Here is an 8,926-nt window from a genome sequence, read left to right on the forward strand (position 1 = left end):
GTCCTGTACGGGGCCGGCCGCCACTCCGCGATCGTCCTACTTGAGGATCTTGGTCACTCGACCCGCACCGACGGTGCGGCCACCCTCACGGATGGCGAACTTGAGACCGTCCTCCATCGCGATGGGCTGGATGAGCTGGACGTTCATCTCGGTGTTGTCGCCCGGCATGACCATCTCGGTGCCCTCGGGGAGGTTCACCACGCCGGTCACGTCGGTGGTGCGGAAGTAGAACTGCGGGCGGTAGTTGTTGAAGAAGGGGGTGTGGCGGCCGCCCTCGTCCTTGCTCAGGATGTAGACCTGGGCCTCGAACTCGGTGTGCGGGGTGGTCGTGCCCGGCTTGATGATGCACTGGCCGCGCTCGACGTCCTCGCGCTTGATGCCACGGAGGAGCAGACCGACGTTGTCGCCCGCCTGGCCCTCGTCGAGCAGCTTGCGGAACATCTCGACACCGGTGACCGTGGTGGTGGTCTTGGCTTCCTTGATGCCGATGATGTCGACGGTCTCGTTGACCTTGACGACACCGCGCTCGATACGACCGGTCACGACGGTGCCGCGGCCGGTGATCGAGAAGACGTCCTCGATCGGCATCAGGAACGGCTTCTCGGTCTCACGGGTCGGCTCGGGGACGTTCTCGTCCACGGCGGTCATGAGCTCGATGATCGAGTCGCCCCACTTGGAGTCGCCCTCGAGCGCCTTCAGCGCCGAGACGCGGACGACCGGCAGGTCGTCGCCGGGGAACTCCTGGGCCGAGAGAAGCTCACGGACCTCGAGCTCGACGAGCTCCAGGATCTCCTCGTCGTCCACCATGTCGGACTTGTTGAGGGCCACGACGATGTAGGGGACGCCGACCTGGCGGGCCAGGAGGACGTGCTCCTTCGTCTGCGGCATCGGACCGTCGGTGGCGGCGACCACGAGGATCGCGCCGTCCATCTGAGCCGCACCGGTGATCATGTTCTTCACGTAGTCGGCGTGACCGGGGCAGTCCACGTGGGCGTAGTGGCGCTTCTCGGTCTGGTACTCGACGTGCGCGATGGAGATCGTGATGCCACGAGCCTTCTCCTCGGGCGCCTTGTCGATCTTGTCGAACGGGGTCGCCTCGTTGAGGTTCGGGAAACGCTCGTGGAGCACCTTGGTGATCGCCGCGGTCAGAGTGGTCTTGCCGTGGTCGATGTGCCCAATGGTGCCGATGTTTACGTGCGGCTTGGTCCGCTCGAACTTGGCCTTGGCCACTGCTCTCTCCTTAGAGATTCTGACGTGACTTGCGTCTTCAAAAACGGATGCCGGACCGGATCGCCCTGCATCCCCCGGTCATGAGCGGCGAGGCCTCCCCTGACCGGAACGGATGCCGAGCTGTTCGCCCCGCACCCCTCCGGTGGCGGGGCGGCGATCTCCTCGCTGCCCCGCACCCGGAACGGATGCCGAGCTATTCGCCCCGCACCTTCGCGACGATCTCCTTGGCGATGTGCGCGGGCACTTCCGCGTAGGAGTCGAACTGCATGCTGTAGCTCGCGCGTCCCTGCGTCTTGCTACGGAGGTCTCCCACGTAGCCGAACATCTCGGAGAGCGGCACGAGCGCCTTGATGATGCGGGCGCCGGAGCGCTCGTCCATCGCCTGGATCTGCCCGCGGCGACCGTTGAGGTCACCGATGACGTCACCCATGTAGTCCTCGGGCGTGGTGACCTCGACGGCCATCATCGGCTCCAGGATTACGGCGTCCGCCCGGCGCGCGGCCTCCTTGAAGGCCATCGAACCGGCGATCTTGAAGGCCATTTCGGACGAGTCCACCTCGTGGTAGGCACCGTCCTGCAGGGTGACCTTGACCCCGACCATGGGATAGCCGGCCAGGACACCGAACTCGGCCGCCTCCTGGGCGCCCGCGTCGACCGAGGGGATGTACTCCCTCGGGATGCGGCCGCCGGAGACCTTGTTCGAGAACTCGTAGCCGTCGTTGCCCTCGCCCAGCGGCTCGATGTCGATGATGACCTTGGCGAACTGGCCCGAACCACCGGTCTGCTTCTTGTGGACGTAGTCGACCTTCTCCACCTTGCGGCGGATGGTCTCCCGGTAGGCCACCTGAGGTCGGCCGATGTTGGCCTCGACCTTGAACTCGCGGCGCATCCGGTCGACGAGGATCTCCAGGTGGAGCTCGCCCATACCCCAGATGACCGTCTGCCCGGTCTCGTCGTCACGACGGACCTGGAAGGACGGGTCCTCCTCGGCCAGACGCTGGATCGCGGTGCCCAGCTTCTCCTGGTCGCCCTTGGTCTTGGGCTCGATGGCGACGCTGATGACCGGCGCCGGGAAGTTCATCGACTCCAGGACCACGGGGTGAGCCGGGTCCGACAGGGTGTCACCGGTGGTGGTGTCCTTGAGACCCATCACGGCGACGATCTGACCGGCGACCGCCGACGGGCGCTCCTCGCGCTTGTTGGCGTGCATCTGGTAGATCTTGCCGATCCGCTCCTTGCGGCCCTTCACCGAGTTGACCACGGCGGTGCCGGTCTCGAGCGTGCCCGAGTAGATGCGGATGTAGGTGAGACGGCCCAGGTGCTGGTCGCTCATGATCTTGAAGGCCAGTGCGGAGAACGGCTCGGTCACGTCCGCGTGACGCTCGATGACCTCTTCTTCCTTGCCGACCGCGTGGCCCTTGAAGGCCGGGATGTCGATCGGGGCGGGAAGGTAGGCGACGATCGCGTCGAGCAGGGGCTGGACGCCCTTGTTCTTGAACGCGGTACCGGTCAGGACCGGGTTGATGGCGCTGGCCAGCGTGGCGCGGCGGATGGCCGCGACCAGCTGCTCCTCGGTGGGCTCGACGCCCTCCAGGAAGAGCTCCATCAGCTCGTCGTCGTTCTCGGAGACCGTCTCGACGAGCTTGTCACGCCACTCGCGGGCGGCCTCGGCGTGCTCCGCCGGGATGTCCACGACTTCGTACATCTCGCCCTTGGCCGCCTCGGCGCTCCAGAGCAGGCCCTTCATCTTGACCAGGTCGATGATGCCCTTGAAGTCGGCCTCGACGCCCCAGGGAAGCTGGATGACGGCGGGGGTCGCGTTCAGGCGGCTGATCATCATGTCGACGCAGCGGTGGAACTCCGCGCCGACCCGGTCCATCTTGTTGACGAAGCAGATCCTGGGCACTTCGTAACGGTCGGCCTGACGCCAGACCGTCTCGGACTGCGGCTCGACACCGGCGACGCCGTCGAACACGGCGACGGCACCGTCGAGGACGCGGAGCGAGCGCTCCACCTCGATCGTGAAGTCCACGTGGCCCGGCGTGTCGATGATGTTGATCGTGTGGCCGAGCCATTCGCAGGTGGTGGCAGCGGAGGTGATGGTGATACCACGCTCCTGCTCCTGCTCCATCCAGTCCATCGTGGCTGCGCCCTCGTGGACCTCACCGATCTTGTAGTTGATACCGGTGTAGAACAGGATGCGCTCGGTCGTCGTGGTCTTGCCCGCGTCGATGTGGGCCATGATCCCGATGTTGCGGACCTTGGCCAGGTCAAGAGCGGTCGTGGTGGCCACTTCTCTCGCGTCCTCGTCGTCTCGTCGAACCCGCTGTTACCAGCGGTAGTGGGCGAAGGCCTTGTTGGACTCGGCCATCTTGTGGGTGTCCTCGCGCTTCTTGACGCTTGCGCCGAGGCCGTTGCTGGCGTCGAGCAGTTCGTTCATGAGGCGCTCGGTCATGGTCTTCTCGCGGCGGGCGCGGGAGTACTGCACCAGCCAGCGCAGGGCCAGGGTGGTGCTGCGCGCCGCGCGCACCTCGACCGGGACCTGGTAGGTCGCGCCACCGACACGGCGGCTGCGGACCTCAAGGGTGGGCTTGACGTTGTCCAGCGCGCGCTTGAGGGTGACGACCGGGTCGTTGCCGGTCTTCTCCTTGGCACCCTCGAGGGCGCCGTACACGATGGACTGGGCGATGGAGCGCTTGCCGTCCAGGAGCACCTTGTTGATGAGAGCGGTGACCAGGGGCGAGTTGTGAACCGGGTCGGCCATGAGCTGACGACGGCCAGGAGAACCCTTGCGAGGCATTCCTACTTCTCCTTCTTCGCGCCGTAACGGCTACGGGCCTGCTTGCGGTTGCGGACACCCTGGGTGTCGAGCGAACCACGGATGATCTTGTAGCGAACACCCGGGAGGTCCTTCACACGACCACCACGGACGAGCACGATGGAGTGCTCCTGGAGGTTGTGACCGACACCGGGGATGTAGGCCGTGACCTCGATGCCGTTGGTCAGCCGGACACGCGCCACCTTGCGGAGGGCGGAGTTCGGCTTCTTCGGGGTCGTGGTGTAAACGCGCATGCAGGTGCCGCGTCGCTGAGGGCTGGCCTTGAGCGCCGGGGTCTTGGTCTTGGTGACCTTGTCCTGGCGGCCCTTGCGGACCAGCTGCTGAATCGTGGGCACCGCGTCTCCGTTCGTGCTAGCCGGTTATTCGAATTGTGGTGCATTTGCAGGTACTGCCGGTGTCATGACCTGCGGTTCTTCCAGCTCCTCCGACCCACGCGGTCGGGCGTGTCGCGGGGTGTCGCGCCACATCCCGGTCAAGGCCGGTCCGGTGGAGGAGGCCACGCGGCGCCTCTGCCGACTCCTCAGATGGGAAACCGTCGACGCGCACGCATGAGGACCCACGAAGACATGGGCACGAAGGGAAAGACTACCCAGCCCAGCGCAACACGTCAAAACGGTCGCACTCGCCGAGCGCCGTTGTGCGCTCTCGCATTCGTGCCCTGACTCCCGCGACCGGTTTCCGACCGACCGCGTCCGGGTCCATGCCGAGTTTACCCGCCCCGGGACACTTCTCCGGCCGTTATCCCCATTGACGTACGGCTTCCGCCGCAACGTTCCGGTCAAGACGAACGGCGCCCGGCCCCCTCTCGGGGACCGGGCGCCGTCTCGATCACTGGAGCGGGCGTGCTCGCTCAGCGGTTGTACTGGCCGAAGTCGTACTCCTCCAGCGGCACGGCCTCGCCCGAGCCCGAACCGAAGGTGTAGTCGGCCGCGGAGCCGTCGTAGCCGCCGACCGTGTACATCGCGGCCTTGGCCTCCTCGGTGGGCTCGACCCGGATGTTGCGGTACTGGGGCATGCCCGTACCCGCCGGGATGAGCTTTCCGATGATGACGTTCTCCTTGAGACCGAGCAGCGAGTCCGACTTGGCGTGGATCGCCGCGTCGGTGAGCACCCGGGTCGTCTCCTGGAAGGACGCCGCCGACAGCCACGACTCGGTGGCGAGCGAGGCCTTGGTGATGCCCATCAGCACCGGGCGTCCCGAGGCCGGCGTGCCGCCCTCGGCCACGCACTCGCGGTTGATCCGCTCGAAGCGCGGCCGCTCGACGAGCTCACCGGGCAGCATGTCGGCGTCGCCGGACTCCAGCACGTTCACGCGCTTGAGCATCTGCCGCACGATGATCTCGATGTGCTTGTCGTGGATCGACACACCCTGGGAGCGGTAGACCTGCTGGACCTCCGCCACGAGGTGCAGCTGCACGGCACGCGGGCCGAGGATGCGCAGCACCTCGTTGGGGTTGACCGCACCGGCGATGAGCTGCTGGCCGACCCCCGACCGCTGCCCGTCGGAGACGAGCATGCGCGACCGCATCGACACCGGGTACGCGACCTCCTCGGAGCCGTCGTCGGGGACGACCACGATCTTCCGCGTCTTGTCGGTCTCGTCGATGCGGATCCGGCCCTCGGCCTCGCTGATCGGGGCGACGCCCTTGGGGACGCGCGCCTCGAAGAGCTCCTGGACACGGGGCAGGCCGTGGGTGATGTCGGCGCCCGCCACACCACCGGTGTGGAAGGTCCGCATCGTCAGCTGGGTGCCGGGCTCGCCGATCGACTGGGCGGCGATGATGCCGACCGCCTCGCCGACGTCCACGAGCTTGCCGGTGGCCAGCGAGCGGCCGTAGCAGGTGGCGCAGACACCGATCTTGGCCTCGCAGACCAGGGCGCTGCGGGTCCTGACGGTCTCCACCCCGGCCGCGACCAGCGCGGTGACGTGGAAGTCGTTGATGTCGACGCCCATCGGCACGATGACCTTGCCGTCCACCTCCACGTCCTCGGCGAGGATGCGGCCGTGCACGTTGCTCTCGGCGTTCTCCGCCTTGACCAGGTTGCCCTGGGGGTCGCGCTCGCCGACGTGCAGCGGGACGGCCCGGTCGGTGCCGCAGTCGATCTCGCGGACGATGACGTCCTGCGCCACGTCCACCAGACGACGGGTCAGGTACCCGGAGTCGGCGGTCCGCAGCGCGGTGTCCGCCAGACCCTTCCGCTGGCCGTGGGTGGAGATGAAGTACTCCAGCACCGACAGGCCCTCGCGGAACGAGGCCTTGATCGGGCGCGGGATCGTCTCACCCTTGGTGTTGGACACCAGGCCGCGGATGCCGGAGATCTGCCGGACCTGCATCAGGTTCCCTCGGGCGCCCGACTGGACCATCATCCAGACCGGGTTGGTCTTCGGGAACGCCTTCTGCATGTCGTCGGTCACGTCACTGGTCGCGTGCGTCCAGATCTCGATGAGCTCCTGACGGCGCTCCTCGTCCGTGATCAGACCGCGCTCGTACTCCCGCTGGACCTTGTCGGCCCGGCGCTCGTACGTCTCCATGATCTCGGCCTTGTTCGGCGGCGCGATGACGTCCTCGATGGAGATCGTCACACCGGCCCTGGTCGCCCAGTAGAAACCGGCGTCCTTGAGGGCGTCGAGCGCCGCCGCGACCTCGACCTTGGGGTACTTCTCGGCGAGCTCGTTGACGATGACCGACAGCTGCTTCTTGCCGACCTGCGAGTTCACGTACGGGTAGTTCGCCGGCAGCGTCTGGTTGAACAGGCACCGGCCCAGGGTGGTCTCCAGGCGGTAGGTCGCGCCCGGCTCCCAGCCCTCGGGGGCGTCCCAGTCGCGGGGCGGCGGGACGTCGCCCTTCAACCGGATCTGGATGAGCGACTGGATGTCCAGCTCGCGGCGGTCGAAGGCCATGAGCGCCTCCGACACCGAGCCGAAGACGCGGCCCCTGCCGGCACCGTTCTCGTCCTCGTCCTTGAGCGTGGTCAGCGAGTACAGGCCGATGATCATGTCCTGGGTGGGCATGGTCACGGGCTTGCCGTCGGCCGGCTTGAGGATGTTGTTGGTGGACAGCATCAGGATGCGGGCCTCGGCCTGCGCCTCGGCCGACAGCGGCAGGTGCACGGCCATCTGGTCACCGTCGAAGTCCGCGTTGAACGCGGTGCAGACGAGCGGGTGGATCTGGATGGCCTTGCCCTCGACCAGCTGCGGCTCGAAGGCCTGGATGCCCAGGCGGTGCAGGGTGGGCGCGCGGTTGAGCAGCACGGGGTGCTCGGTGATGACCTCTTCGAGGACGTCCCACACGACCGGCCGGGCACGCTCGACCATCCGCTTGGCCGACTTGATGTTCTGCGCGTGGTTCAGGTCCACCAGGCGCTTCATCACGAACGGCTTGAACAGCTCCAGCGCCATCTGCTTGGGCAGGCCGCACTGGTGCAGCTTCAGCTGCGGGCCGACGACGATGACCGAACGGCCGGAGTAGTCGACACGCTTGCCCAGCAGGTTCTGGCGGAACCGGCCCTGCTTGCCCTTGAGCATGTCGCTGAGGGACTTCAGGGGGCGGTTGCCGGGCCCGGTGACCGGGCGGCCGCGGCGGCCGTTGTCGAACAGCGCGTCGACGGCCTCCTGGAGCATCCGCTTCTCGTTGTTCACGATGATCTCGGGCGCGCCGAGGTCGAGAAGCCGCTTGAGGCGGTTGTTGCGGTTGATCACCCGGCGGTACAGGTCGTTCAGGTCCGAGGTCGCGAACCGGCCACCGTCGAGCTGCACCATGGGGCGCAGGTCCGGCGGGATGACCGGGATGCAGTCCAGGACCATGCCGTTGGGCGAGTTGCGGGTGTTCAGGAACGCCGACACGACCTTGAGACGCTTGAGCGCGCGGGCCTTCTTCTGGCCCTTGCCGCTGCGGATCGTCTCGCGGAGGTTCTCGGCCTCCAGGGCGAGGTCGAAGTTGGTCAGCCTCTCCTGGATGGCCTGGGCGCCCATGCCACCGCGGAAGTAGCGGCCGAAGCGGTCGCGCATCTCGCGGTAGAGCAGTTCGTCGCCCTCCAGGTCCTGGACCTTGAGGTTCTTGAAGCGGCTCCAGACCTCGTCCAGCCGGTCCAGCTCGCGCTGGGCCCGGTCGCGAAGCTGCCGCATCTCGCGCTCGGCACCCTCACGGACCTTGCGGCGCTGGTCGCCCTTGGCGCCGGCGGCCTCCAGCTCGGCCAGGTCGGTCTCCAGCTTGCGCTGGCGGGCCTCGATGTCGGAGTCACGACGCTGCTCGACGTGCTGCCGCTCGACGGAGATCTTCGCCTCCAGCGACGGCAGGTCGCGCTCGCGCATCTCCTTGTCGACATGCGTGATCATGTAGGCCGCGAAGTAGATGACCTTCTCCAGGTCCTTCGGGGCCAGGTCGAGCAGGTATCCCAGACGGGACGGGACACCCTTGAAGTACCAGATGTGCGTGACCGGAGCGGCCAGCTCGATGTGGCCCATCCGCTCGCGGCGCACCTTGGCACGGGTCACCTCGACGCCGCAGCGCTCACAGATGATGCCCTTGAAGCGGACGCGCTTGTACTTGCCGCAGTAGCACTCCCAGTCCCGGGTGGGGCCGAAGATCTTCTCGCAGAAGAGTCCGTCCTTCTCGGGCTTGAGCGTGCGGTAGTTGATGGTCTCGGGCTTCTTGACCTCACCGTGCGACCACTGGCGGATGTCGTCGGCGGTCGCGAGGCCGATCCGAAGCTCGTCGAAGAAGTTGACGTCGAGCACTTGTAATCCCCTCCTCAGCTTCTAGATCAGACCTCTTCGACACTGCTCGGCTCGCGCCGGGACAGGTCGATGCCGAGCTCCTCCGCGGCGCGGAAGACGTCCTCGTCGGTGTCGCGCAT

5 protein-coding genes are annotated in these 8,926 nt (G+C 66.9%); all 5 read right to left on the reverse strand.

The annotated features are described in order from the left end of the window. Positions 1–36: 36 nt before the first annotated feature. Positions 37–1,230, reverse strand: a complete 1,194-nt coding sequence (gene tuf, locus ACLQ2R_RS24065; RefSeq protein ID WP_425962766.1) for an elongation factor Tu — start codon at positions 1,228–1,230, stop codon at positions 37–39. 193 nt (positions 1,231–1,423) lie between these two features. Continuing rightward, on the reverse strand, positions 1,424–3,472 hold the full coding sequence (gene fusA / locus ACLQ2R_RS24070; RefSeq protein ID WP_425962776.1) for an elongation factor G: 2,049 nt from the start codon (positions 3,470–3,472) through the stop codon (positions 1,424–1,426). 87 nt (positions 3,473–3,559) lie between these two features. Then, positions 3,560–4,030: a 30S ribosomal protein S7 gene (rpsG, locus tag ACLQ2R_RS24075; protein ID WP_012887827.1), complete on the reverse strand. Its 471-nt coding sequence runs from the start codon at positions 4,028–4,030 to the stop codon at positions 3,560–3,562. A 2-nt stretch (positions 4,031–4,032) separates the two neighbouring features. Then, entirely contained in the window at positions 4,033–4,404 is a 372-nt protein-coding gene (gene rpsL / locus ACLQ2R_RS24080; protein WP_012887826.1) for a 30S ribosomal protein S12, read from the reverse strand. A 515-nt stretch (positions 4,405–4,919) separates the two neighbouring features. Further along, positions 4,920–8,807 (reverse strand): DNA-directed RNA polymerase subunit beta', encoded by a 3,888-nt coding sequence (locus ACLQ2R_RS24085; protein WP_425962767.1) that lies wholly within the window; start codon positions 8,805–8,807, stop codon positions 4,920–4,922. Positions 8,808–8,926: the final 119 nt, after the last annotated feature.

It is taken from the genome of Streptosporangium sp. DT93 (assembly GCF_049844535.1).
Classification (GTDB): Bacteria; Actinomycetota; Actinomycetes; order Streptosporangiales; family Streptosporangiaceae; genus Streptosporangium.

Excerpts from the sequence above, each read along its gene's own strand:
- fusA (WP_425962776.1), bottom strand. The coding sequence starts at position 3,472 with ATGGCCCACATCGACGCGGGCAAGACCACGACGACCGAGCGCATCCTG.
- rpsG (WP_012887827.1), bottom strand. The coding sequence starts at position 4,030 with ATGCCTCGCAAGGGTTCTCCTGGCCGTCGTCAGCTCATGGCCGACCCG.